Origin of the sequence: Nonomuraea sp. MTCD27, assembly GCF_041950495.1 — a bacterium.
Lineage (GTDB): Bacteria > Actinomycetota > Actinomycetes > Streptosporangiales > Streptosporangiaceae > Nonomuraea.
The window spans coordinates 178,785-201,909 of the sequence record NZ_JBGNUW010000001.1 but is presented as its reverse complement, the minus strand read 5'-3'; the positions used below and the strand labels follow the sequence as shown (position 1 = coordinate 201,909).

22 protein-coding genes are annotated in these 23,125 nt (G+C 72.1%); 6 read left to right on the top strand and 16 right to left on the bottom strand.

Features of this window, described 5'->3' with window-relative positions; all coding sequences use genetic code 11:
- Positions 1 to 6: 6 nt before the first annotated feature.
- On the top strand, positions 7 to 1,380 hold the full coding sequence (locus ACBJ59_RS01040) for a glycosyltransferase 87 family protein (RefSeq protein WP_375108267.1): 1,374 nt from the start codon (positions 7 to 9) through the stop codon (positions 1,378 to 1,380).
- On the opposite strand, the gene ACBJ59_RS01035 is transcribed toward ACBJ59_RS01040, so the two are convergent.
- Genes ACBJ59_RS01035 through ACBJ59_RS01010 form a run of 6 tightly spaced genes read right to left on the bottom strand, consistent with a single transcriptional unit; the run spans position 1,283 to position 7,931 of the window.
- Positions 1,283 to 2,269 (bottom strand): N-acetylglucosamine kinase, encoded by a 987-nt coding sequence (locus ACBJ59_RS01035; RefSeq protein ID WP_375108266.1) that lies wholly within the window; start codon positions 2,267 to 2,269, stop codon positions 1,283 to 1,285. The genes ACBJ59_RS01040 and ACBJ59_RS01035 overlap by 98 nt on opposite strands.
- Positions 2,269 to 3,528, bottom strand: a complete 1,260-nt coding sequence (locus ACBJ59_RS01030) for a 6-phospho-beta-glucosidase (protein WP_375108265.1) — start codon at positions 3,526 to 3,528, stop codon at positions 2,269 to 2,271. The genes ACBJ59_RS01035 and ACBJ59_RS01030 overlap by 1 nt, the downstream gene beginning before the upstream one ends.
- The gene (locus tag ACBJ59_RS01025) at positions 3,525 to 4,418 is read right to left on the bottom strand and encodes a carbohydrate ABC transporter permease (protein ID WP_375108264.1); all 894 of its coding nucleotides are present in this window, start codon (positions 4,416 to 4,418) and stop codon (positions 3,525 to 3,527) included. Before ACBJ59_RS01025 ends, ACBJ59_RS01030 begins: the two co-directional genes overlap by 4 nt.
- Positions 4,415 to 5,377, bottom strand: a complete 963-nt coding sequence (locus ACBJ59_RS01020) for a carbohydrate ABC transporter permease (protein ID WP_375108263.1) — start codon at positions 5,375 to 5,377, stop codon at positions 4,415 to 4,417. The genes ACBJ59_RS01025 and ACBJ59_RS01020 overlap by 4 nt, the downstream gene beginning before the upstream one ends.
- Before the next feature lie 3 nt (positions 5,378 to 5,380).
- A complete protein-coding gene (locus ACBJ59_RS01015) occupies positions 5,381 to 6,712 on the bottom strand; it encodes an ABC transporter substrate-binding protein (protein WP_375108262.1) in 1,332 nt (443 codons plus the stop codon).
- 22 nt (positions 6,713 to 6,734) lie between these two features.
- Complete coding sequence (locus tag ACBJ59_RS01010) at positions 6,735 to 7,931, bottom strand: ROK family protein (protein ID WP_375108261.1); 1,197 nt, start codon at positions 7,929 to 7,931, stop codon at positions 6,735 to 6,737.
- 346 nt (positions 7,932 to 8,277) lie between these two features.
- On the opposite strand from ACBJ59_RS01010, the gene ACBJ59_RS01005 reads away from it, so the two are divergent.
- The 4 genes from ACBJ59_RS01005 (at position 8,278) to ACBJ59_RS00990 (ending at position 14,198) form a co-directional block, all read left to right on the top strand.
- On the top strand, positions 8,278 to 10,443 hold the full coding sequence (locus ACBJ59_RS01005) for a HelD family protein (protein WP_375108260.1): 2,166 nt from the start codon (positions 8,278 to 8,280) through the stop codon (positions 10,441 to 10,443).
- A 910-nt stretch (positions 10,444 to 11,353) separates the two neighbouring features.
- Positions 11,354 to 12,859: an apolipoprotein N-acyltransferase gene (gene lnt, locus ACBJ59_RS01000; RefSeq protein WP_375108259.1), complete on the top strand. Its 1,506-nt coding sequence runs from the start codon at positions 11,354 to 11,356 to the stop codon at positions 12,857 to 12,859.
- On the top strand, positions 12,856 to 13,605 hold the full coding sequence (locus tag ACBJ59_RS00995) for a polyprenol monophosphomannose synthase (RefSeq protein ID WP_375108258.1): 750 nt from the start codon (positions 12,856 to 12,858) through the stop codon (positions 13,603 to 13,605). Before lnt ends, ACBJ59_RS00995 begins: the two co-directional genes overlap by 4 nt.
- 98 nt (positions 13,606 to 13,703) lie before the next feature.
- Entirely contained in the window at positions 13,704 to 14,198 is a 495-nt protein-coding gene (locus tag ACBJ59_RS00990) for an FxsA family protein (RefSeq protein ID WP_364136031.1), read from the top strand.
- A 139-nt stretch (positions 14,199 to 14,337) separates the two neighbouring features.
- Here the strand turns inward: ACBJ59_RS00990 and ACBJ59_RS00985 are convergent, their stop codons facing one another.
- The 3 genes from ACBJ59_RS00985 to ACBJ59_RS00975 form a co-directional block, all read right to left on the bottom strand.
- A complete protein-coding gene (locus ACBJ59_RS00985; RefSeq protein ID WP_043625492.1) occupies positions 14,338 to 14,682 on the bottom strand; it encodes an RNA polymerase-binding protein RbpA in 345 nt (114 codons plus the stop codon).
- A gap of 158 nt (positions 14,683 to 14,840) precedes the next feature.
- Positions 14,841 to 15,458, bottom strand: a complete 618-nt coding sequence (locus tag ACBJ59_RS00980; protein ID WP_375108257.1) for a hypothetical protein — start codon at positions 15,456 to 15,458, stop codon at positions 14,841 to 14,843.
- Between the two features lie 97 nt (positions 15,459 to 15,555).
- Complete coding sequence (locus ACBJ59_RS00975) at positions 15,556 to 16,062, bottom strand: nuclear transport factor 2 family protein (RefSeq protein WP_375108256.1); 507 nt, start codon at positions 16,060 to 16,062, stop codon at positions 15,556 to 15,558.
- A 34-nt stretch (positions 16,063 to 16,096) separates the two neighbouring features.
- On the opposite strand from ACBJ59_RS00975, the gene ACBJ59_RS00970 reads away from it, so the two are divergent.
- Positions 16,097 to 16,576, top strand: coding sequence for a winged helix-turn-helix transcriptional regulator (locus ACBJ59_RS00970; protein WP_375108255.1), 480 nt, complete (start codon positions 16,097 to 16,099; stop codon positions 16,574 to 16,576).
- A 77-nt stretch (positions 16,577 to 16,653) separates the two neighbouring features.
- Here the strand turns inward: ACBJ59_RS00970 and ACBJ59_RS00965 are convergent, their stop codons facing one another.
- The 7 genes from ACBJ59_RS00965 to ACBJ59_RS00935 form a co-directional block, all read right to left on the bottom strand.
- On the bottom strand, positions 16,654 to 18,087 hold the full coding sequence (locus ACBJ59_RS00965; protein ID WP_375108254.1) for an MFS transporter: 1,434 nt from the start codon (positions 18,085 to 18,087) through the stop codon (positions 16,654 to 16,656).
- A 66-nt stretch (positions 18,088 to 18,153) separates the two neighbouring features.
- Positions 18,154 to 18,951, bottom strand: a complete 798-nt coding sequence (locus tag ACBJ59_RS00960; protein ID WP_364136078.1) for a glycerophosphodiester phosphodiesterase family protein — start codon at positions 18,949 to 18,951, stop codon at positions 18,154 to 18,156.
- Positions 18,952 to 18,990: 39 nt separating this feature from the next.
- Entirely contained in the window at positions 18,991 to 19,530 is a 540-nt protein-coding gene (locus ACBJ59_RS00955) for a TrmH family RNA methyltransferase (RefSeq protein WP_364136016.1), read from the bottom strand.
- Positions 19,527 to 20,117, bottom strand: coding sequence for a class I SAM-dependent methyltransferase (locus ACBJ59_RS00950; protein WP_375108253.1), 591 nt, complete (start codon positions 20,115 to 20,117; stop codon positions 19,527 to 19,529). The genes ACBJ59_RS00955 and ACBJ59_RS00950 overlap by 4 nt, the downstream gene beginning before the upstream one ends.
- Before the next feature lie 11 nt (positions 20,118 to 20,128).
- Positions 20,129 to 21,076, bottom strand: coding sequence for a VWA domain-containing protein (locus ACBJ59_RS00945; protein ID WP_375108252.1), 948 nt, complete (start codon positions 21,074 to 21,076; stop codon positions 20,129 to 20,131).
- Positions 21,073 to 22,008 (bottom strand): DUF58 domain-containing protein, encoded by a 936-nt coding sequence (locus ACBJ59_RS00940; protein WP_375108251.1) that lies wholly within the window; start codon positions 22,006 to 22,008, stop codon positions 21,073 to 21,075. Before ACBJ59_RS00940 ends, ACBJ59_RS00945 begins: the two co-directional genes overlap by 4 nt.
- Positions 22,009 to 22,099: 91 nt before the next feature.
- Entirely contained in the window at positions 22,100 to 23,101 is a 1,002-nt protein-coding gene (locus ACBJ59_RS00935; protein ID WP_364136004.1) for an AAA family ATPase, read from the bottom strand.
- Positions 23,102 to 23,125 lie beyond the last annotated feature (24 nt).

Genomic DNA, 23,125 nt, shown 5'->3' with positions numbered 1-23,125 from the left:
CACCCCATGAGCCGCCGTACGCTCCTCGCCGCCGCCCTGCTCGCCGCTCAGGTGGCCGTCCTGGCCGCGATCTTCCGCGCGGCCCCGGCGGGCCTGCCCTGGTGGTACGGCGCCGCCTGGGCGCTGTTCGCGGCCGCCGTGTGGGCCCTGCGCGGCGTGCCCGGCCCGGCGGCCGGCCGGCTGGTGCTGGCGGGCGGCCTGGCCGTGATCGCCACCGGGCTCCTCGGGCCGCCCGCGACCAGCACCGACTCCTACCGGTACGCCTGGGACGGCCGCGTCCAGTCGGCCGGCCTGTCCCCCTACGACCACGCCCCGGCCGACCCGGCCCTGGCCGCCCTGCGCGACCCCTGGCTGTTCCCCGCCTGCTCCGAGGGTCACTTCTACCCGGTCGAAGGGGACACGTGCACGCGGATCAACCGGCCCGGCGTGCACACGATCTATCCCCCGCTGGCGGAGGCGTACTTCCTGCTGGTGGACCGGCTCTCGCCCGAGGGGGCCAGGCACGCGCCGCTGCAGGTCGCGGGGGCGCTGGTGGCGGCGGGGGTGCTGGTCGTGCTGGTCGTGCTGCGCCGCCGGGCGGCGAACCGCGCGGTGTACTGGGCGGCGTGCTGGGCGTGGTGCCCGGCCGTGCCCATGGAGGCGGTCAACAACGCGCACGTGGACCTGCTCGCCGTGGCCGCCGTCGTCCTCGCCCTCGGCGCCGTCCCCAGGGGCGCCGTGGCAGGGCGGGGCCTGCTGCTCGGGGCAGCGGTCGCGATCAAGCTCGTCCCCGCCGTGGCGCTGCCCGGCGCGCTGTCGGGGGCCCTGGCCGGCCGGGAGGGGGCGCGGCGGGCGCTCCGCACGCTCCTGCCCGCCGTCCTGCTCGTCGCCGCCGCCTACCTCCCGTACGTGCTCGCCTCCCGCTCCTCCGTGCTCGGCTACCTGTCCGGGTACCTGGCCGAGGAGGGCTACGACGAGGCCGGCGCTCGCGACCGGTACGGCCTGGTGCGCTGGCTCCTGCCCGACTCCTGGGCCCTGCCGGCGGTCCTGGCCGTCCTGGCGGCGCTGCTGTTCCACGTCCTGCGGCACGGCGACCCCGACCGCCCCGAACGCGGCGCCCTGCTGCTGACCGGCTCGGCCCTGCTGCTGCTCACCCCCGGCTACTCCTGGTACGCGCTGCTGGTCGTCGCCCTGGTGGCCCTCGACGGCCGCTGGGAGTGGCTCGGGGTCCCGCTGGCGGGCGCGGCGGCGTACCTGGTTCCGGGGGCGGGCACTCCGGCGTACGCGCTGGCCGCGGCGCTGGTCATCGCGGGGGCGGCGGCTCGTAGTGGCCGCGCAGGCGCGCCTTGGCCGCCTCGGAGGCTCCCAGCCGCTCCAGGCCGAGCAGCGCCGCCCCCATGACCGGCGGCAGGTCCGCCACCACGATCTTGGCCCGCGGCGCCCGCAGCGCGAAGCCCGCGTCCAGCAGCGAGGTCAGCAGCGGGTCCCGGGCGGTCAGCAGGCCACCGCCCAGCACCACCTCCACCGGCGTCTCCAGCAGGCCGAGCCGGCGCAGGCACACCTGCGCCATCACCGTCACCTCCTCCGCCTGCCGCGCCACCAGCGCCCCGGCCACCGCGTCGCCGTCACCGGCCGCCGCCAGCACGCCGGGGGACAGCTCGTGCAGGCGGTCCTCCGGCACCCGGCCGAAGTGCAGGGCCAGCACGAGCTCCTCGACCGTCGCCGTGCCGAAGTGAGCGGTGACCACGCCGGTCAGCGCGGTCGGCTCGCCCCGGCCGTCCTCGGCGCGCGCGGCGTGCCACAGCGCCTCCTCCGCCAGGCTCTGCCCGCCGCCCCAGTCGCCGCTGATGCGGCCCAGCGCCGGGAAGCGGGCCACCGTGCCGCCGGGGGAGACGCCGACCGCGTTGATGCCCGCCCCGCACACCACGGCCACCCCCCACGGCGCCGACGCGCCGGCCCGCAGCAGCGCGAACGTGTCGTTGCGCACCACCACGTCCGCCGCGAACCCCCGGGCGGCGAACTCCCGGGCCAGCGCCTCCTCCTCGACCGGCAGGTCCGCGCCGGCCAGGCAGGCGGACATGTGGTCGAAGCCGTCCATGGGCAGTCCGTCGACGGGCAGGGTGGTGAGGGCCGCCGCCACCACGTCCACCGCCGCCGCCACGCCGTCCCGCTGCGGCGTGAACGGCCCCGCGCGGCCCGTGGCGAGCACCTCCCCGTGCTCCGAAACCACCACCACGTCGGTCTTGCTGTTGCCGCCGTCCACGGCCAGCACGAGCCGGGCGCGCGCCACTAGCCCACCGTCCACGGCAGGTGCGCCCGGTTGGCCTCCAGCAGCAGCCCCGCCAGCTCCTCGGCGGTCTCGTCCTGCCCGACGAGCGGATGGGCGAGCAGCGCGTCCCGCACCCGGTCCGCGCCGCCGTGCAGGGCCGCCTCCAGGGCGAGCGTCTCGTACGCCGACACGTGCGCGATCAGCCCCGCGTACAGCGGCTCCACGGGCGGCACCGGCAGCGGCGCGGCCCCGGTGGCGGTGACGGCCGCGGGCACTTCGATCACCGCCTCGTCGCCGAGGAACGGCAGCGTGCCGGCGTTGCGCACGTTCACCACCTGCGTGTCGCCCCGGTCGCCGAGCAGCGAGGCGACCAGCGCCACCGCCGCCTCCGAGTAGAACGCCCCGCCCCGCTGCGCCAGCAGCTCCGGCTTGGTCACCACGCCGGGGTCGGCGTACAGCTCCAGCAGCCGCGCCTCCATCGCCGCCACCTCGGCCGCCCGCGACGGCTTCGAGCGCTGCTCGCGCACCACCGCGTCGTGGGCGTAGAAGTAGCGCAGGTAGTAGGAGGGGATCGTGCCGAGCCGGCGCAGCAGCTCCGGCCGCAGCCCCAGGCTGCCGGCGATCTCCTCGCCGTGCTCGCGCAGCAGCGCGGGCAGGACGTCCTCGCCGTCGAGGTGGACCGCCCGCTCCCAGGTCAGGTGGTTGAGCCCGACGTGGCCGAGCGAGACCCGCGCGGGGTCGACGCCCAGGGCCGCGGCGAAGCGGCGCTGGAAGCCGATCGCCACGTTGCACAGCCCGATGGCGCGGTGCCCGGCGTCGAGCAGCGCCCTGGTGACGATGCCGACCGGGTTCGTGAAGTCCACGATCCACGCCTCGGGGGCCACCTCGCGCACCGTCGAGGCGATCTCCAGCACCACCGGCACCGTGCGCAGCGCCTTGGCCAGCCCGCCCGCGCCCGTCGTCTCCTGCCCCACGCAGCCGCACCGCAGCGGCAGCGTCTCGTCGACCTCGCGGGCCGCCTGCCCGCCGACCCTGAGCTGGATCAGCACCGCCGCCGCCCCGGCCACCCCCTCCGCGACGGAGGAGGTGGCCAGCACGCGCGCCGGGTGCCCCGCGTGCGCCAGCATGCGCCGCGACACCCCCGCCACCAGCTCCAGCCGCCCGGCGTCCGGATCGATCAGGGCCAGCTCCGTCACCGGCAGCTCGTCGCGCAGCCGCGCGATCCCGTCGACCAGCTCCGGCGTGTACGTCGAGCCGCCCCCGACCACCGCGAGTCTCAACCCTTCACTCCCGTCAAAGTAACGCCCTCGATGAAGACCCGCTGGGCGAGGAAGAACACGATGATCACAGGCGCGGTCACCAGCAGCGTGGCCGCCATGGTGAGGTTCCACTGCACGCTGTGGAACGCCTTGAACGTGGCCAGGCCGAGCGACAGCGTCAGGTTCTCCTGCTCGACCCCGGCGTACAGCAGCGGCCCGTAGTAGTCGTTCCAGCAGTAGAAGAACTGGAACAGGGCCACCGCCGCGACCGCCGGGCGGGCCATCGGCAGGATCACCCTGATCAGCGTCCTGAAGTCGGAGCAGCCGTCCACCTTCGCCGCGTCGGTGTAGTCGCGCGGGATCGTGACGAGGAACTGCCGCAACAGGAAGATCGAGAACGCGTCGCCGAGCAGCATCGGCAGGATCAGCGGCCACAGGCTGTCGGTCAGCCCCAGCCGCGCCCACACCAGGTAGATCGGCACCGCCACGACCTGCGGCGGCAGCATCATGGCGGTGACGACCAGCAGGAACGCCGCCCGCCGCCCCCGGAAGCGGAACCGGGCCAGCGCGTAGGCCACCGGCACCGACGACACCACGGTGAACAGCGTCCCGAGCGCCGCGTACATGAGCGTGTTGCCAGCCCACCGCAGCAGCAGGGACTTCTCGAACACCTCGGCGAAGTTCGCCCAGCTCCAGGTGCGCGGCCACAGGTCGCTGGTCAGCGCCTGCTCGTCGGTCATCAGCGCGGTCAGCGCGATGAACACCACCGGCGCCAGGAACATCAGCGCCAGCGCGATGGCCAGCGCGTGCGTGGCGATCCACAGCAGCACCCGCCGCCTGCGCGCCCTGGTCCCGTCGCGGCGGGCGCTCGGCGCGAGGACGCGGCGCGGCGCGGTGACGGTGGCGCTCATGAGCCCTCCTCGGCCCGGCGGAACTGCCGCAGCAGGATCAGCGTGAAGATCATCGCGGTGCCGAACAGGAGCAGCGCGAGCACGGACGCGTACCCCATGGAGTAGTCGCGGAACCCGGCCTGGAACAGCCACTGCGGCAGCGTGAGCAGCGACTCGTCCGGGTAGCCGGGGGAGAACGAGCTGCCCGGCGAGTCGGTCGCGCCCGAGGCCACCCGGGAGGCGATCATCGCCTGCGCGAAGTACTGCAGGGCGTAGATGATGTTCGTGACCAGGGCGAACATCAGCACGGGCGCGATCACCGGGAGCGTCACGCTGCGGAACTGCCGCCAGGCGCCCGCGCCGTCGATGGCCGCGGCCTCGTACAGGTGCCGGGGCACGTCGAGCAGCGCCGCCATGAAGATCACGGCGAGCTGGCCGCAGCTCCACAGCGACAGCAGCGTCAGGCTGGGCTTGGACCAGGCCGGGTCGCCGAACCAGTCGGGGCCGTCGATCCCGAACAGGGCCAGGAACTGGTTCCACGGCCCGGTGGACGGGTTCAGCAGGAACACGAACGTGATCGTGCCCGCGGTCACCGGCACCAGCGAGGGCAGGTAGAAGATCGTCCGGAAGAACCCGGAGCCGGCCTTCAGCCTGATCACGAGCTGGGCCAGGCCCAGCGAGAACAGCACGGTGGCCGGGACCATGACGAGCACCAGCCACAGCGTGTTCCCCGCCGAGGTGAGCACCCTGGGGTCCTGGAGCAGGTAGCGGTAGTTGGCCAGGCCGACGAACTCGAGGGTGTACATGTCGTAGCGGTGGAAGGAGAAGTACACCGTGGACAGCAGCGGGTAGACGAAGAAGATCGACACGCCGACCAGCCACGGCGACAGCCAGAGGAGGGCGCGCGGGCCCTCCCCGCGCCGCCGCCACACCGGCGCGGGGGCCGGAGCGGGCGGCGGCGCGGGAGTCAGGGTGGCCACCGGTCAGCCTCCGGACAGCTTCAGCTTGTCGTTGATCTGCTTGTCCACGTCCTTCAGGCCGGCGTCCAGGTCCGGCACGTCGCCCTTCTCCCACTTGGCGATGAAGGTGGCGAAGGCCTCCTGGTTGAAGACGCTGTTGACGCTGGCGGGCAGGGTCGAGGTCTTCGGGTGGGCGAAGATGTCCAGGAAGGTCGTGAAATTTGCGTCTTTGGCGAGGTCCGGGGACTCCATCGACGCCTTCGTCGTGGGGACGTTGCGCAGGGCGTTCGACAGGGTCACCAGGGAGCCGGTGTCCATGGTCAGGTGCTTGATCAGCTCCCAGGCGTGCTGCGGGTGCCTGGCGCCCTTCGGCACGCCGATCACGGTGCCGGCGGTGAAGCCGCTGCCGTACAGCTCGGGGCGGTCGTCGGCGACGGGCAGGGGAGCGGTGCCGTAGTCCAGGTCCTTCGCGTCATTGGCGATCATGGCGTTGCGCCACTCGCCGTCGAGGATCATGGCGACCTTGCCCTTGAAGAACGGGTGCTCGGCGCTCCACTCGTCGCCCAGGCTCTTGCGGAACTTCTCCAGCTTGTCGTGGCCGTACCAGTCGACGAGCTCCTTCTGCCAGGTCAGCAGCTCCTTCCAGGCGGGGTCGGAGCCGATGGCCGAGGTGCCGTCGTCGTTGTACCACTTGGCGCCGACCATGGGGCCGAGGTGGCTTGGGCTGTTCTCGTAGTACTGGACGGTCGGGATGAAGCCGGCCACCTTGATCTCACCGTCGGCGTCCCTGACCGTCAGCTTCTTGGCCAGCTCGGTCAGCTCGCTCAGGGTCTTGGGCGGCTGCTCGCCCTTCATCAGGGCCTTGTTGTAGTAGAGGCCGTACGCGTCGGCCAGCAGCGGCAGCGTGCACTGCTTGCCCTCGAAGCCCGAGTAGGAGCGCGCCACCGCCGGCAGCACCGACAGGTCCACGCCGTCCTGCGCGATCACGGGCGTGAGGTCCTGGAACGATCCCGACCTGCACCATTGTGCGACGTTGTCGGTCGTGAACGAGGCCGCCACGTCCGGCGCCTTGCCGCCGCGGATGGCCTGGGTGATCTGGTCGTCCTGGACGCCTTTCACGGCCTTGACGGTGATCTGCGGGAACTTCTTGTTGAAGCCGGCGATGGCCGCCTCGAACGCCTTGACCTCGGCGTCGGTGGAGAAGCCGTGCCACAGCTCGAGCGTGGCCGCCGGCAGGGCCTGCGAGGCGGACCCTGAGGGTTTGGGCTGGGCGCCGAGGGAGGGCCCGGCCTCCCGGTTGGCGGTGCACGCGGTCAGCGCGAGTGCCGCGGCGACCGCCAGGGGGACGAAGCGCACGGGGGGTGCCTCCTGTCATGGATCATGACGGAACGGTGGAGCTGAAGACCTCGTCGCGTACGGCGTCGAGGGCGAGATCGAGGGCGCCGGCCAGGACGGGGTTGCCGTCCACGCTCGACAGGCGGACACGGGGGCGGGGGATGGTCAGGGCGTGCAGTTCGTGCTCGACCAGCTCGCGCAGCGTCTCGCCGCCCGACAGCACCACGCCGCCGGTCAGCACGATCAGCCCGGGGTCGATCACCGAGGTGATGGCGGCCAGGCCCACGGCCAGGCGGGCGGCGATGTCGCGCAGCCCGGCCCTGGCGTCGTCGGCCTTCTGCCCGGTCCGGGCCGCCGCGCGTACGGCGTTGGCGACGGCGTGGCGGAAGTCGGTGCCGCGCACGCCGTACGAGCGCAGCAGCTTGAGCACCGCCGGCCCGCCCGTCAGCGCCTGGTAGCCGTGGTTGGCGTAGCGGCCGGCCTCGCGGGCCGTCGGCGCGCCCGGGGTCGGCATGTAGCCCACCTCGCCCGCGCCGCCGGTGGCGCCCCGGTGCATCCGCCCGCCCAGCACGATGGCCGAGCCGATGCCCTCGTCCGCCCACAGCAGCACGAAGTCCCGGTGGTCGCGCGCGGCGCCGTGCGCCTGCTCGGCGATCGCGACCAGGTTGACGTTGTTCTCCACGTCCACCGGGACACCGAGGCCCGAGCTGAGCGCCGGCACCAGGTCGGGCATCTGCCAGCCGGGCACGTCCTTGGCCGCGGCGTACCCGAGCCTGCCGGTGGTCGGGTCGATCGCGGCCTGCACGCCGATCACGACCCGGCGCAGCTTGTCCGGCGGGTCCGCGCCGCGCAGCGCGGCGTTGAGCCGGTCCACCAGCTCGCCGTGCGGCCGGCGCGGCGTCGGCAGCGTGTGCTCGCCGACGACCGTGCCGGTGATGTCGGCCACCTTGGCCTCGATCCGGTCGGGGGTGACGTCGAGCGCGGCCACGTACGCCGCCGCCGGGTTGATCCGGTAGACCTCCGCCGTACGGCCCGGCAGGCCCTCCCTGACGCCGTCCAGCACGACCAGCCCCGCCTGCTGCAGCCGGGACAGGAGCTGGGACGCCGTGGGCTTGGACAGGCCGGTGAGCGCGCCGATCTCGGGACGGGTCAGCGGGCCGCGTTCGAGGAGGGCCTGCAGGGCGGCGCGATCATTGATGGCGCGTAGCAGACTGGGGGTCCCCGGAACCGGACCGCTCACGGCGTCTCCTTCAGCAAGGTTAGGAAACTTTCCTAACTTGAGACGACCATAAAAAGGCCCGCGCCCGGCGGTCAAGGGTCGAAACCAAGACGTAACCGTACGCGGGAAAGGGGGAAAGTGATGAAGGTGCCTCTACAGGCGTGCTAATGTCGTCGTTTGTCGTAACAACAAGCAGAATGGCCCGGAGTGTCCCATTAACCACAATAATGGTCAGGCGGCAACTCGTCAAACAGAGCTCGCCAGGGAGCAGGCGTACGTCACCGGCCTGTACGACCGCCTCGACACGCTGCGCGAGCGTACCCAGCGGCAGCTCAAAGAGGTGCTGGCCGCGGGCGCCGTCGGCACGATGCAGAACAGGTCCGAGCGCGACACGTTCGCCGACATGTACGCCTTACGCCTCGCGCGGCTCTGGGCGGTCGAGCGCGGCCTGGTTTTCGGACGGCTGGATCACGTCGACGAGGGCCGGCTGTACATCGGCAAGCTCGGCCTGACCGACGACGAGCAGCGGCGCCTGCTCATCGACTGGCGGGCCCCCGTGGCGCAGCCGTTCTACCGCGCCACCCCGGCCGCCCCGATGGGCGTCACCAGGCGCCGCCACCTGCAGACCAAGGGGCGCGCCGTGGTCGGCGTGGACGACGACCTGCTCGACCTCGACTCGCTCACCGACGACGACCGGGCCACGCTCAACGGCGAGGCCGCGCTGCTGGCCGCGCTCGACGAGCGGCGCACGGGCCGCATGCGCGACATCGTCGCCACCATCCAGTCCGAGCAGGACCGCGTCATCCGCAGCGACCTCAACGGCGTGCTGGTCGTCCAGGGCGGCCCCGGCACCGGCAAGACGGTCGTGGCCCTGCACCGGGCCGCGTACCTGCTCTACACCCACAGGGAGCGCCTGGAGCGGCGCGGCGTGCTCATCATCGGCCCCAACCTCACCTTCCTGCGCTACATCGAGCAGGTCCTGCCCTCGCTCGGCGAGACCGACGTGCTGCTGTCCACGGTCGGCGAGCTCTACCCCGGCGTGACCGCCAGTGCCAGGGAGCGGTCCGAGGTGGCCGCGCTCAAGGGCGACCCGCGCATGGCCGAGGTGATCGCCAAGGCCGTGCGCGACCGGCAGAAGGTGCCGCGCCAGCCGATCGAGCTCACCATCGGCCGCATCACGCTCACCATCGACCGCTCCATGCTGGACGCCGCACGGAACAAGGCCACCCGCTCGCGCCGCCCGCACAACCAGGCCCGCGCCGTGTTCGTCCGGTCGCTGCTCAACGCGCTGGCCAGGCAGCAGGCCCGCAAGATCGGCAAGGGGCTCATCGACGAGGAGGAGCTGGCCGACCTGCGCGAGGAGCTGCGTACCGAACCGGTGGTCAAGTCCGCGCTCAACCGGCTGTGGCCGTACCTGACGCCGCAGCGCCTCCTGCTCGGCCTGTACGGCTCCGCCGACCGCCTCGGCTACGCCGCCTCCGCCCTGACGCCCGAGGAGCGCAGGCTCCTGCGCCGCGACGGAGGGGAGTGGACCGAGTCCGACGTCCCCCTGCTCGACGAGGCCGCCGAACTGCTCGGCGAGATCGACGAGCAGGTGCTGCGCGCCAGCGCGCTGCAGGCCGAGGAGGAGCTGGCCGCCGCCCGCCAGGCCGAGGAACGCGAGCGCGAGGCCGAGCTCTCCTACGCCCGCGAGGTCCTGGAGCTGACGGGCCTGTCCGACGTCATGGACGCCGAACGCCTGGCCGAGCGCCAGCGCGGCGAGGGCCCCTACCTCACCACCGCCGAACGCGCCGCCGCCGACCGCACCTGGGCCTACGGTCACGTGATCGTGGACGAGGCGCAGGAGCTGTCGCCGATGGCGTGGCGGGCGGTCATGCGGCGCTGCCCGACCCGGTCGATGACGATCGTCGGCGACATCGCCCAGACCGGCTCGGCGGCCGGGGCCCGCTCGTGGGAGGAGGTGCTCGACCCGTACGTGGCCGGGCGCTGGCGCCAGGAGCGGCTGACCGTCAACTACCGCACCCCGGTGGAGCTGATGGCCGTGGCCGCCCGGGTCCTGGCCACCATCGACCCCGCGCTGAAGGCCCCCACCTCCGTCCGCGAGCTCGGCGTGGAGCCGTGGTCGGCGCCCCTGTCGGCCCTGCCAGGGCTGGCCAAGGCGGAGGTCGGCGAGGGCGGCAAGGTGGCCGTGGTGGTGCCCGACGCGCTGCTGTCCACCCTCGGCACGGAGGTCGCCGCCGTCGTGACCGGCACCGTGGTGGTCTCGCCGGGGGCCGGCCGGGCCAGGGGAGCCGAGGCCCTGGACGCGCCCGTGGCCGTGATGGGCGTGACGGACGCCAAGGGGCTGGAGTTCGACTCGGTCATCGTGGCCGAGCCCGACCTCATCGCCGCCCAGTCGCCACGAGGGCCCAGCGACCTGTATGTTGCTCTCACACGTGCGACACAACGGCTCGGGGTCGTCCACGGGCGGCCGCTTTCGCAGGCCCTCCAGGGCTTGCCAAGCCGCTCTCCGGCACCCGCTAATGGGCTTTGACCGGCTTTAGCGCCACCGGTCAAACATGTCCTACCTGCGAAAACTTGATGTTTCTGCTGATCGGGACACGGTTGACATCTGAGGTGGAGTCGGTAGTTTGCTGCGCAGTCCAGCACGGGACTTGGCCGGTTGGCCGTCTCTGACATCGCCGGATCCTGCGTCCGTGACGGAGCGTGACTTCGTCCACACAGCCAGGTGCAGGGCCGTCGGTCCGTCGAGTCGGGGCACCCCAACCGGGCGGGGGGTTGGACCCGGGACGGGTCCGGGAGCCCAGTAGACAACGGAATTCCGAGCTCGCCGCCGACGAGACGGATCCGGTCCGAAGGGTTTCCGGGCCCTCTTCCCGCTCTCGTGCGCCGGACCGCCACTGCGCCGGGTGGTCCCGTTCCGTCACGGGATCACCCTGCCGCCCCGTTCCCCCTACCGCCTTCTAGGGGCGATATTTCGATCTTCCGGGTGCCGTGCAGACCCGAGCGCGGCCGTGGGGCGGTAGCGTTTTCGCAAGCAGGCGTTTGCGAGGTGGCGAGGAGACCCCGGAGTGGTTCAGGAGAGAACGAGCCTACCGCCCGCCGCCCGGCCCGGCCCGGGCCGCGCGGACGGGCCATCCGAGCCTGCCGCCACCCCCGCGGAGGCCACCTCACCGCCCACCGCCGCCACGGCGGCCGCAGCATCCTCGGAGCCGGAACCCGCGACCGCTACCGGCGCCGTCGCCGGGGCCGCAGCCGGGGCCGCAACCGAGACCGACGGGGCGACCGTCGCGTCCTCTCACAGCGAGCCGTCCTCTCCCACGGAGCCCGGGGAACCGGCCGGCTCCGACGCGCACTCCGGTCCAGGAGCGCAGGGCGGAGGCGGGGAGCGGGGTAGCGAGCGGCCGATCGCCGGACCGGAAGCCGGGCGGGAGTCGCGGTGGGTGCTGCTGGGCAGGGTCGTGGCGGCCGTCGCCGGCGGTCTCGCCCTCTACACCGCCTTCCCGCCGCTCGACTGGTGGCTGTGCGCCCCCCTGGGCATCGGCCTCATCGTCGCCTCCCTCTACCGCACCCGTCCCAGGCGCGCCGCCTGGCTCGGCTACCTGTCGGCGGCCGTCTTCCTGCTGCCCACCGTCGCCTGGGTGCGCACCATCGGCGACGACGTCTGGTTCATGCTGGTCGGCACCGAGAGCCTGTTCTACGCCGCCATGGCCGCCCTGGCCGCGCTCGTGTTCAGGCTGCCCGCATGGCCCGTGTGGTTCGGCGGCCTGTGGGTGCTGATGGAGTGGGCCCGCAGCCTGGTGCCCATCGGCGGGTTCCCGTGGGCGCGCGTCGCCTTCAGCCAGGGTGAGTCACTGTTCACGCCCTACGCCGCGCTCGGCGGTGTGCCGCTGGTGTCGTTCGCCGTCACGCTGTGCGGCGCCCTGCTCGCCCAGGCCGTGCTGTCCAGGCGGGCCGCCGTCGTGCGCAGGGCCGTGCCGGTCGGGCTGGCGCTGGCCGTGCCCGTGCTGGGGCTGGCCGTGCCCAGGTTCGGCGACGAGGGCCGTACGGTCAACATCGGCATCGTGCAGGGCAACGTCCCCGGCCGGGGCATGTACGCGCTCGGCGACGAGCCCGCCGTCGTGCTGAAGAACCACGCCAACGAGACCAAGCGCCTCGCCCAGGCCGTGCGCGACGGCAAGCTCCCCAAGCCCGACCTGGTCGTCCTGCCGGAGAACTCCACCGACATCGACCCCTACCGCGACGAGACCGCCCGGCAGATCATCCACGACTCCGTCCAGGACGTCGGCGTGCCCACGCTCGTCGGGGCGGTCGTGGCGATCGGCGCCGAGCACCGCGCCACCCGGAGCCTCGTGTGGGATCCGGTGACGGGGGCGGGCGACTACTACGACAAGCAGCATCTCGTGCCGTTCGGGGAGTACACCCCGTTCAAGGAGATCGTGCTGGCGCTGTGGGAGCGGGCGAGCCTGGTCGGCAGGCAGTCCGTCGCGGGCGACCAGCCGGGCGACCTGAAGCTGGGGCCGGTCACGATCGGCGCGGTCAACTGCTATGAGGTCGCCTACGACGACACCGTACGCGGCACGGTGCGCGCGGGCGGCACCCCGCTCGTCGTCCAGACCAACAACGCCTCCTACGCCGAGTCCAACCTCCCGCCGCAGCAACTGGCCATGTCCAAGCTGCGCGCCGTCGAGCACAACAGGGCCGTCGTGACCGCCGCCACCACCGGGATCTCGGCATACGTCACGCCGGACGGTAAGGTCTCCTGGCAGACCCGCGAACTTGTCGCGGACATGAACGTGGTCAAGGTGCCCGTGCGCACCCAGGAAACGATCGCCACCAGGGTGGGCGCGCTTCCTGAGTGGGCATTGATGGTGATGGGGGCGGCGGCGGTTGGAGTCGCCGCATGGCGTGGCAGGCGGCGAGGCGATCGGATGAGGAACGACGGATGATGGAGACTCTTGGCCGGGTGCTCGTCGTCGTACCGACCTACAACGAGCGCGACAACCTGCCCATGATCGTCGAGCGGCTGCGCGCCGCCGTGCCCGACGCCCACGTGCTCGTGGCCGACGACAGCAGCCCCGACGGCACCGGCGAGATCGCCGACGGGCTCGCCGCCGACGACGACCACGTGCACGTCCTGCACCGGCCCGGCAAGCAGGGTCTCGGCGCCGCCTACATCGCCGGGTTCCGATGGGGTCTGGAGGAGGGCTTCGACGTCCTGGTCGAGATGGACGCCGACGGCTCCCACCAGCCCGAGGAGCTGCCGAAGCTGCTGGAGGCGCTGGCCGACGGCGCGGACCTGGCGATCGGCTCGCGCTACGTGCCGGGCGGCAAGGTGGTCAACTGGCCGCAGCGGCGGGAGCTGCTGTCCAAGGGCGCCAACATCTACACCCGGGTGATGCTCGGCCTGCCCGTACGCGACGCGACCGCCGGGTTCCGCGCCTACCGGGCCGCCACGCTGGAGAAGGTGGGGCTGGCCGGGGTGGAGTCGCAGGGCTACTGCTTCCAGGTCGACCTGACCCTGCGCACCTCCAGGAACGGGCTGCGGGTGGTGGAGGTGCCGATCACGTTCGTGGAGCGGACGGTGGGCAAGAGCAAGATGAGCGGCAAGGTCATGTCCGAGGCGCTGTGGCGGATCGGCCTGTGGGGCGTCACCGGCCTGCCCAAGCGATTCAAGGGCGCCCCCCGCCACTAGCTCAGGGATGTCCCTGATTTGGGCGGCATGCCGGAACGCTCGGCGGGCTCCGGGCGTTGTTCCTGCTGTAGCGCGCGTGTGCGGAATCGAGGGAAACGATGCGGCTCCTGCTCTTCCTGGCCTTCCTGGTCGTCCCCGTCCTGGAGATCTGGCTGCTGATCCAGGTCGGGTCGGTGATCGGCGGGCCCGCCACCATCGCCCTGCTCATCGCCGACAGCCTTCTGGGGGCCTGGCTGGTGCGGCGGGAGGGCCGCCGGGCCTGGCGGGCGCTGCAGGAGGCGCTGCAGTCCGGCCGCATGCCCGACCGCGAGCTGGCCGACGGCGGCCTCATCCTGGTGGGCGGCGCGCTGCTGCTGACGCCGGGGTTCTTCACCGACGTGTTCGGGTTCCTGTGCGTGCTGCCGTTCACCCGGCCGCTGATGCGCCGGCTGGGCGCCTGGTTCTTCGACCGCCGGGTCAAGAAGCTGGCCGCCTCCTCGCCGTACGCGAACCTCTTCCCGCCGTCCTCCGGCTTCCCCGAAGCGGGCGCGTCGCAGGGCGGTGGCGGCCGGGTGGTGCACGGCGAGGTCATCCGCGAGGACCGCGACTCCTGAAGGCTCGTGAGCGAGCGCCGGGGCACATGACATGTGCGCCCGGCGCTCAGGCATGTGTGCCGGCACTCATGGGCCTGCGCCATTCCGGGCAAGACAAAACCCCCGGGCCGTAGCCCGGGGGTTTCACCGTGAGAGTAGGTCAGGCGCTCTTACGACGTTGGGCCCGCAGTACCGCGAGCCTCTCGTTGAGCACCTCCTCAAGATCCTCGATAGACCGCCGCTCCAGGAGCATGTCCCAGTGTGTCCGCGGGGGCTTCGTCTTCTTGGACTCCGGCTGCTCGCCGTCCACCCGCACCGCGGTGGCGCCGCACATGCGGCACTCCCAGGTTGCGGGGATCTCGGCCTCGGCGGCAAGCGGAACCTCGAAGCGATGGCCCTTAGGACAGGTGTAGGACACCTCCTGGCGCGGGGCCAGATCCGTGTTACGGTCGTTCTCGTAGCTGGTTGCCCCGAGCCGGGTGCCACGAAGCGCGCGCTCGCCCATGTCTAAATGCCTCCTACAGGGCCCCCTTGCGTGGGGGGTCTGTCTCCCACGGTGTCTAACGCTTGGTACCGTGATGGGATTCCCATCCGCGGGGTGATCCAATCGCGGTTGGGGCCTCGGTTATTGACGTGATCGGCGATCAGGCGCGGGGCCTGGGGTTATGCGCTTCGAAGGGCTCGCCGATCGCCGGCCCGCCACAGGGCCGCCGCCGCCCAGAGACCGCCGATCATGATCAGGGCGCCGTGGGCGACGCGCAGCGGGTACGGCCCGAAGAACTGCGGGATGAACAGCACGAATCCCAGCGCCAGCGCCGTGAGACTCCACCTGGGCAGGGTGCCGGAGCGCCAGACGGAGACCGCGGCCATGACCGGGCCGACGGCGAGCAGCACGAGCCCCGCGGCGAACATGGAGACGGGCACGACGCCGTACCTGAACTCCCCGGCCAGTTCCATCAACGCCGGCGTCCCGTCGCGCAGGGAGCGCTGCGCGATCACGTACAGACCGAAGTCCTCGGCCCCGTAGTACGGCAGCGTCAGGCCCGCGCCCGCCCACGTCACCACCGCCGCCCGTAGCGACAGGCGGTCACCGAGCACCTGGTGCAACCCCAGCACGGCCAGGCCCACCAGGACGAAGCCGAGCATCGCGGCCGCGTGCCCGGTCACCCAGGCGGTGGAGGCCATGGCGGCGGCGTCGTCGCCCGACGGGCGGATCGCGGGATAGAGGAAGAAGAGGATGCCGCCGGTGGCGAAGGCCACGGAGGTGAGTCGGGGGGCCATCAGTGCTCCTTGAAGAGGGCATTGCTGCGTTGTGAGAGCAATGCTCTCGCTATGGTGCACTGATGTCAAGAGCGGTGCTCTCGCTTTGGATTGCCGCTTACCGGCGCCCGCGGGTCACGAGGGGGACCAGGGTCCGGTCGCCGAACCTGGTCATCGCCGCCAGCGGCTTGACGGCGGCGCCGACCAGCAGCGCGAGGGCGGGCCGGCCGGTGGCTCTGGCCAGGCCGGGGCCGAGCGCGGCCATCATCGTCGTCAGGGCCGGGAGGGGCCTGATCCACAGGGTGATCTCCTTGATCAGCCCGTCCTCGCCCATCTCGAGGACGGCCGCCTCGTGGAGCTCCATCCGGCCCAGCCGGGCGGTCGCCGTCAGCGCCCGCGTCCGCTCGTCCCCGACGTCGGTCAGGTAGCGCATGTCGGACAGCACGTCCAGCACGACGGAGAACAGCTCCCGTGCCTGCTCCTTGCCCCGGAACTCGGCCCCCGCGCTGAGCGGGGAGTGGAAGACGACGTCGTCGGCGAGCGTGGCCATGAGCGCGTCGAGGTCGTGCGCCTCGCCGGCCCGCCGGTACGCCAGGGCGGGTGAGTCCTGAATGTGAACTGACATGGGTTCACTTTATCAACCCACTATTCTGGGGTCCATGAACAGGTTCGGTGAGATGCACTGCTCCATCGCCCACGCCGCCGGCGTCGTCGCCGAGCCGTGGACGCCGCTGATCCTGCGCGACGTGTTCCTGGGGCTGCGCAGGTTCGACGACCTGGCGGAGGATCTGGGGATCTCGCGCAACCTGCTGACCCGCCGCCTGGAGCACCTGATCGCGGCAGGGGTGATCGAGAAGCGGCCCTACCAGGAGCGGCCGCCGCGCCACGAATACGTGCTGACGGAGGCGGGGCGCGACATCGTGCCCGCGCTGATGACGCTGATGGCCTGGGGCGACCGCTGGGCCACGCCGCCCGGCGGGCCGCCCGCGGTGCTGGTGCACTCCTGCGGCGAGCGCTTCACCCCCGTCGTGACGTGCCCGCACTGCGGGGGCGAGGCCACGGCGGACACGGTGACGGCCGTGCCCGGCCCCGGAGCGGCCCAGGGTCCCGGCACGATGCTCCTGGCCGCCGAGCTCTGACCCCGAGCTCTGCCGGCTGTTCCCAGGCCGGGCCTCGCGTGGCCGGCTCCGCGACGCCCCGGGCGCCGAGCGGGTGCTCAGACCCGCTCGGGCACCTCGTTGCCGGCCGCGCGGATGGCCTTGGGCAGGTTCGTCATGGCCAGCAGCACGAAGCCGATCACGAAGAAGATGATCATGGAGAGGATCGCGGTGCGGTAGCTGTTGGTGAACTGCAGCGTGATCGTGATCGTCAGCGAGCCGATGAACGCCGAGCCCTTGTCGCTGATCTGCAGCAGGCTGAAGTACTCGGCCTCCCGCCCCTTCGGGATCACCTGCGAGAACAGCGAGCGCGACAGCGCCTGCGTGCCGCCCAGCACGATCGCGATCGCGAACGCCATCAGGTAGAACTGCAGCGCCTGCCCCTCGGCGACGAACATGGCCATGGACACGATCGCCGTCCACACCACCAGGCTGGCCAGCACCGTCCGCTTGGTCCCGAAGCCGCGCGCCAGCCATCCGAGCAGCAGCGCGCCGAAGAACGCCACGAACTGCACCATGAGGATCGCCGTGATCTGCACGGTCTGGTCCAGCTTGAGCGCCTCGGAGGCGAAGGCCGCGCTGTTGCCGATGACCGTCTGCACGCCGTCGTTGTAGACCAGGTACGCCACCAGGAACAGCAGCGTCAGCGGGTAGCGGCGCAGCTCGGACAGGGTGCGGCCGAGCTGGCGGAAGCTGCCCCCGACCGAGCGCAGCGCCGTGCTCTCGTGCGCCGGCACGGGCCGGTTGCGCAGCCGCAGCAGCGGGATGATGGTGAACGTGGCCCACCACAGGCCCGCCGACATCATGCAGATCCGCACCGCCATGCCCTCGCTCAGGCCCAGGCTGTCGTGCTGGAGGAAGAGCACCAGGTTGAGGGCCAGCAGCAGCCCGCCGCCCAGGTAGCCGACGGCCCAGCCGCGCGAGGACACCCCGTCGCGCTCGGCGGAGGTGGAGATCTGCGGCAGGAACGAGTCGTAGACCACGACCGACGAGCCGTAGGCCAGGTTGGCCAGGACGAACAGCACCCCGCCCAGCAGGTAGCGGTCGCCCTCGACGAAGAACAGGCCCATGGTGGCCAGCGCGCCGACGTAGGCGAAGCCGCCGAGCATCTCCCGCTTGCGGCCGGTGTGGTCGGCCAGGGCGCCCACGATCGGCAGGAAGAGGATCTGCAGGAACACCGCGACGGTCGTGATCAGCCCGAAGTACGCGGCCGGCCTGATGTCGGCGCCGAGCACGTCGACGTACCCCAGGCCCGGGTTGGCGGCGGCCAGCTGGTCGAAGGTGTCGACGCACGTGGCGGAGGCCACGTTCGCGAAGTCCTTGGCGCAGGCCGCGGTCTTGGCGACCGGGATGAGGTACGGGCCGAGGAAGACCGAGATGACCGTGGTGTAGAAGGCGGAGTTGGCCCAGTCGTAGAAGTACCAGCCACGCTGCTCGCGCCGGCGCGCGCCGGGGGAGTCGTCGAGGGCCGCGGGGGGTGCGGGTACGGGCATGATGTGGTGTCGCTCCTATGCGGCGGGGGCGTCGGGGGGATGCTCTTGTCCGGGCCGGTACGGCCGTCAGGCCGCCATGCGGCCGGGATGCCACAGGCCGCGGCGATCGAGCACGTCGCGCAGGCCGGTGACGTTGTCGGTCATGATGCCGTCCACGCCCAGGTCGAGCAGCTGCTCCATGCGGGCGGTGTCGTTGATCGTCCACACGTGCACCTGCATGCCGATGGCGTGCGCGGTGCGGATCAGGCGCCCGGTGGTGACGCGCAGCCCGCGGAAGCCCACCGGCACCTGCGCGCACGGCACCCCGGCCCGCGACAGGCGGGCCAGCAGGCGGCCGTAGCCGGAGGTGGCCGCGGCGGCCCGGAGCGCGGCGACCCCGCGCGGCCCCAGCGCCGAGCACACCTCCTTGCCCAGCGCCGCCCTGGCCAGCACCAGGCGCTCGTCGGAGAAGGAGGTCAGGCAGATCCGGTCGTAGGAGTTGGTCCGCCTGATCGCCTCGGCCAGCGGCGCGATGGCGGCCGCCTCCTTGACGTCGATGTTGAAGCGGACCTCCGGCCAGGTGCCGAGCAGGTCCTCCAGCAGCGGGATCTCGTGCACCCCGCCGATGCGGGCCCGCCTGACCGCCCGGTAGGGCAGCTCGGAGATGCGGCCACGCCGGTCGGTCACGCGGTCGAGCGTGTGGTCGTGGAAGGCCAGCAGCACGCCGTCGGCGGTGGCGTGCGCGTCTGTCTCCAGGTGGGTGTAGCCGAGCGCCACCGCCCGCTCGAAGGCCGCGGCGGAGTTCTCCGCGCCCTCCGACGCGCCTCCGCGGTGGGCGAAGGCAAGCGGGCCCGGGTGGTCGAGGAAGGCGAATCGGCGGCTCAGCACGTCCTGAAGTATGCCCTTCCCTGGTAAACGGTTCGGTTACGAATCGGGGAGATTCTCCCACTCCTGGCGCCGGGCCTCCGCCAGCGCGATGGCTGCGGCGACGGCGACGTTGAACGAGCCCACCCGGCCGACCTGAGGGATGTAGCAGGCGCCGTCCACGGCGTCGAGCAGGGCGGGGGAGCAGCCGTGGTCCTCGCTGCCGACCACCAGGCACACGTCGCGGCCGAGGTCGGCGCGGTGCAGCGGCACGGCCTCGGCGGTCAGCTCGATGGCCAGCACCGTGAAGCCGCTCTCCCTGGCCGCCTTGACCGCCTCGGTGGCCGGGATCGCCTCGTGCCAGGTGACCAGCCGCTCGGTGCCCAGCGCGGTCTTGCCCGCCTTGGGGTTGGTGGGCGGGGTGGCGTTGCCCGCCAGCCAGACCTCGTCCACGCCGAACGCGGCGGCGCTGCGGAAGATCGAGCCGATGTTGAACGGGCCGGTGACCGACTCGATGATCAGGCCGAGGCGGTTTCCGGTGTTCCTGCGCCAGGTGCGGTTGAGCCGCTTGACGTCGGTGGGGCGCAGCTGCCTTCTCATCGGGTCACCTTCAGGATGCGGTAGGCGGCCCGGCTGGCCTCGCGGGAGGCCTGCCAGCCCTGCTCGCCGAGCCAGCGCTGCAGGGAGTCCGAGCCGAGGTGTTTCTGGACGACCAGGTAGGCCACGCCGTCGGGCGTCAGCCGGGTGAGCCACCTGGTGAGCATGTCGTGCAGGGCCTGCTTCCCAATTCGGATCGCAGGATTAGACCAGATGGCCCGAAATTTCACTTCATCTGGCACATCATCGACATGAACTGACCTTACTTTGTAAAGGCGCGCGGCCTGGGCGTTCCGCTCGGTGAGCTCCAGGCTGCGCCGGTTCACATCGACGGCCCACACGGTCGCCCCGGGCGCCCGCGAGGCCATGGTCAGCGCGATCGGCCCGTAGCCGCAGCCGAGGTCGAGCAGGTCGCCCTCCTGCGGCGGCGGCGGGACGCTCTCCAGCAGCACGCGCGTGCCGACGTCGACCCGCTCGGGGGAGAACACGCCGCTGTCGGTCTCCAGCCGCAGGTGCAGGTCGGGCAGGACGAGATCGACCGACCCCGGCCTGCTCGCGGTGTCCGGCCGCTCGGAGAAGTAGTGCGCCACGTCGCCAAACGTTACGGGATCCGGGAACCGAACAGGACCGCGGCACCGGACACCAGCAGCCCGGCCAGGATCGCGGCCACGATGAACCACTGGGTGACCTCTTGGTTGACCAGCTTGTAGCCGAGCGAGGTGCCGATCTGCTCGTAGACCTCGCGCAGCTCGCTGCCGGACTCGGCGGTGTAGGCGCGCCCGCTGGTGCCGTCGGACAGCGACTGCAGCGTCTGCTTGTTGACCGGCACGTTCACGGGCCTGCCGTCGATGTTGACGGTGCCCTCCTGGGTGCCGTACGCGATCGTGGAGACCGGCACGCGCGCCTGCTGGGCGGCCTCGATGGCCTCGTTGACCGACCGGCCGGAGGTGTTGTCGCCGTCGGACAGCAGCACGATGGCGGCCGGCGGCGGGTCGGTGGCGGCCTGCTGGTCGAACGAGCGCAGCGAGTCGAGCGAGTTGAAGACGGCCTCGCCGATCGCGGTGCCGGGGCGGGTGGTGAGGTTGCCGATGGCGGTGATGACGGCCTGGTGGTCGGTGGTGGGGGAGATGACGACGTTGGCCGAGCGGGCGAAGGTGACCACGCCCACGTTGAAGCGGTCGGGCAGCTCGCGGGCGAAGGCCTGGGCGGCGGCCTTGGCGGCGCTGATGCGGTCGGGCTGGACGTCGTCGGCGTCCATGGACAGCGACACGTCCAGGGCGATCATGATGGTGGCGCGGTCGCGTGGCACGCGTACCTCGTCGGCGGGCTTGGCGGCACCGATGACCAGCAGCGACATCATGACCAGGAACAGCGCGGGCGCGACGTGGCGGCGCCAGCCGGGGCCGGCGGGGGCGACCAGGTTGAGCAGGGCCAGGTTGGTGAAGCGCACGGTGTAGCGGCGGCGGGCGAACATGGCCACGATGTAGCCGGCCACCAGCAACAGCACCAGGGTGAACAGCCACAACCAGCCGGGGGCCAGGAATGTCATGGGGTGGGTCTCCTGTGGGCGAGGTGGCTCATTCGACGCTGGCGCAGGACGAACTGCGCGACGTCGAACACCCAGTCGCGGTCGGTGCGCAGGACGAGGTGGGCGATGCCGGCGCGGCGGAGGGCCAGGCGGGTGCCCTCGCGCTGCAGGGCGGCCGCCTCCGCGTACGCATGCCGAATCTTGGGCGAAAGGTGCACTTCGCGTACTTTCCCGGTCTCGGGGTCGGCGAACGCGACGCGGCCCACGTCGGGCAGCTCGAGCTCGCGGGGGTCGATGACCTCGACGGCCAGCACCTGGTGGCGGGCCGCCAGGCGCCTGATGGGGCGCTCCCAGGGGCGTTCGGCGTCGGGGTCGAGGTCGGGCTCGGCGTCGAGGAAGTCGGAGACGATCAGCCGCATGCCGCGCCGCCTGCGGGTGGCCGACAGCACCTCGATGCCCTCGGCCAGGTCGGGCGGGTCGTCCACGATCCGGCCGCGGGGGGCGTCCATGAGGGAGTGCAGCAGGCCGTACAGGGCGGGGCGGCCGGTGCGGGCGGGCATGCGGTGCACGTACTCGTCGTGCAGGACCAGCGCGCCGAACCGGTCGCCCATGCGGCTGGACAGGAACCCGATCGCGCCGACGGCGGCCACCACCAGGTCGCGCTTGTCGGTGTCGGCGGTGCCGAAGTCCATGCTGGGCGACAGGTCGGCCAGCGCCCAGGTCTCCAGCTCGCGGTCGGCGATGAGGTCGCGTACGTGGGGGATGGTCGTGCGGGCGGTCACCGCCCAGTCCATGCGGCGCACGTCGTCCTCGCCGGGCACGTAGACGCGGCTGTCGCCGGCCTCGCTGCCGGTGCCGGGCAGCAGGCCCTGGTGAGCGCCGTGCAGCAGCCCGTCGAGGCGGCGGGTGACGGTGAGCTCCAGCCGCCGCAGGGCCTGCTCAGCTGTGCTCATCGGTCGCTCACCAGCTCCTCGTTCGCCACGCGGCCGCACTCGTCCCTCGCGCGTCCGCTTCGCTCACCGCGTCGGGTTCGCTCCCGGGCCGTCAACGGCTCTGGTTCCAGACGACGAGGGGCGGGGGGACCGCCTGCAGGATCTGCTTGACGACCTGCTCGGGGTCGACGCCGTCGGCCAGGGCGTCGAAGGTGAGCATCAGCCGGTGGGACATGACGTCCACGGCGACGTCGCGTACGTCGTCGGGCAGCAGGTAGTCGCGGCCGCGCAGCAGGGCCAGCGCCCGGCCGGCCGAGACCAGGCCCAGGGTGGCGCGGGGGCTGACGCCGATCTCGATCGTCTCGCCGAGCTCGGTCAGGCCGTACTCGGCGGGGGTGCGGGTGGACATGACCAGCCGTACCACGTAGTCGGCGACGAGCTGGTGCACCGAGACCTGCTCGGCCGCCTCCTGGAGGGCAAGCAGCTTGGCGGGGTCGAGCACGCGATCGGCGACCGGCGGGGTGACGCTCATGCGGTGCAGGATCTCCAGCTCCTCGTGGGCGCTGGGGTGCGGCACCCGCACGCGGAACAGGAACCGGTCGCGCTGCACCTCGGGCAGGGGGTAGACGCCCTCGGACTCGATGGGGTTCTGGGTGGCCAGCACGATGAACGGCTTGGGCAGCGGGTGGGTGACGCCGGCCAGCGTGACCTGGCGCTCGGCCATCACCTCCAGCAGCGCGGACTGGACCTTGGCGGGGGCGCGGTTGATCTCGTCGGCCAGCAGGAAGTTGACGAACACGGGGCCGAGCTCGACGTCGAACTTCTCGTTGGAGGGGTGGAAGACGCGGGTGCCGACGATGTCGCTCGGCACGAGGTCGGGGGTGAACTGGATCCGGGCGAACGTGCCGCCCACGACGGTGGCCAGGGTGGAGGCGGCGAGGGTCTTGGCGACGCCCGGCACTCCTTCGAGCAGGCAGTGCCCGCGCGCCAGCAGGGCCACGACGAGCCTTTCGACCATGTGGTCCTGCCCGACGATGACACGCCGGACCTCGTCGAGACTCTGACGCAGCAGAGCCGCATCGTTTCCGCCTGGCAACTCTTCGGCGACGCTCATGACGCCATTCCACCAAACGCGCCG

Excerpts from the sequence above, each read along its gene's own strand:
- ACBJ59_RS01040 (WP_375108267.1), top strand. The coding sequence starts at position 7 with ATGAGCCGCCGTACGCTCCTCGCCGCCGCCCTGCTCGCCGCTCAGGTG.
- ACBJ59_RS01025 (WP_375108264.1), bottom strand. The coding sequence starts at position 4,418 with ATGAGCGCCACCGTCACCGCGCCGCGCCGCGTCCTCGCGCCGAGCGCC.
- ACBJ59_RS01005 (WP_375108260.1), top strand. The coding sequence starts at position 8,278 with ATGCAGAACAGGTCCGAGCGCGACACGTTCGCCGACATGTACGCCTTA.
- ACBJ59_RS00995 (WP_375108258.1), top strand. The coding sequence starts at position 12,856 with ATGATGGAGACTCTTGGCCGGGTGCTCGTCGTCGTACCGACCTACAAC.
- ACBJ59_RS00990 (WP_364136031.1), top strand. The coding sequence starts at position 13,704 with ATGCGGCTCCTGCTCTTCCTGGCCTTCCTGGTCGTCCCCGTCCTGGAG.
- ACBJ59_RS00985 (WP_043625492.1), bottom strand. The coding sequence starts at position 14,682 with ATGGGCGAGCGCGCGCTTCGTGGCACCCGGCTCGGGGCAACCAGCTAC.
- ACBJ59_RS00980 (WP_375108257.1), bottom strand. The coding sequence starts at position 15,458 with ATGGCCCCCCGACTCACCTCCGTGGCCTTCGCCACCGGCGGCATCCTC.
- ACBJ59_RS00975 (WP_375108256.1), bottom strand. The coding sequence starts at position 16,062 with ATGTCAGTTCACATTCAGGACTCACCCGCCCTGGCGTACCGGCGGGCC.
- ACBJ59_RS00970 (WP_375108255.1), top strand. The coding sequence starts at position 16,097 with ATGAACAGGTTCGGTGAGATGCACTGCTCCATCGCCCACGCCGCCGGC.
- ACBJ59_RS00965 (WP_375108254.1), bottom strand. The coding sequence starts at position 18,087 with ATGCCCGTACCCGCACCCCCCGCGGCCCTCGACGACTCCCCCGGCGCG.
- ACBJ59_RS00955 (WP_364136016.1), bottom strand. The coding sequence starts at position 19,530 with ATGAGAAGGCAGCTGCGCCCCACCGACGTCAAGCGGCTCAACCGCACC.
- ACBJ59_RS00945 (WP_375108252.1), bottom strand. The coding sequence starts at position 21,076 with ATGACATTCCTGGCCCCCGGCTGGTTGTGGCTGTTCACCCTGGTGCTG.
- ACBJ59_RS00940 (WP_375108251.1), bottom strand. The coding sequence starts at position 22,008 with ATGAGCACAGCTGAGCAGGCCCTGCGGCGGCTGGAGCTCACCGTCACC.
- ACBJ59_RS00935 (WP_364136004.1), bottom strand. The coding sequence starts at position 23,101 with ATGAGCGTCGCCGAAGAGTTGCCAGGCGGAAACGATGCGGCTCTGCTG.